Origin of the sequence: Pseudarthrobacter albicanus, assembly GCF_018224015.1 — a bacterium.
Taxonomy (GTDB): Bacteria; Actinomycetota; Actinomycetes; order Actinomycetales; family Micrococcaceae; genus Arthrobacter; species Arthrobacter albicanus.
This window is the reverse complement of record NZ_JAGPOT010000229.1, coordinates 1-418: the sequence shown is the minus strand read 5'-3', so window position 1 is coordinate 418 and position 418 is coordinate 1. Positions and strand designations below refer to the sequence as shown.

The 418-nt window shown below is 69.6% G+C and carries 1 protein-coding gene; it reads right to left on the bottom strand.

Going from position 1 to position 418, the window contains the following annotated elements; all coding sequences use genetic code 11:
- Nucleotides 1–94: 94 nt before the first annotated feature.
- On the bottom strand, nucleotides 95–418 hold a 324-nt coding region (locus J9611_RS21570; protein WP_211883376.1), incomplete at its 5' end, for a hypothetical protein.

Here is a 418-nt window from a genome sequence, read left to right as displayed (position 1 = left end):
AGCCGCCGATCGTCATGCCAGGACCCCCGTCCGTGGTTTGCGGGGTGCACCGCTGAGGTGTCGTGCCGGCGAACGCCTGTCAGGGGCGGGGCTCCTAGTCATGATGGGCCTGGGGTCCGGGGTAGATGAGCGTGCGGGTGACCAGGTGGTGGGGTGCGGTTTGGGTCTCGTGCAGGATCCGTCCGTCCGGGGCCAGGGTGAGTTCCAGGACCGCGTTCTCGGCCGGGTAGGACAGGACGAGGCGGCGGTTGCCGTCCTCGTCGGGAAGCCGGGTGGCCGTGGTGGCGAGGCCGCTGGCGTAGAGGGCGCGCCGGGTGAAGTCCGTGCCGGTGGTCTGGAAGGACTGCGGTGTTCCCAGTCCTTGGGCGGTGTCGCTGGTGACCAGTTCGTGCAGGGTGAAGGACGGGACGGCCTTCAT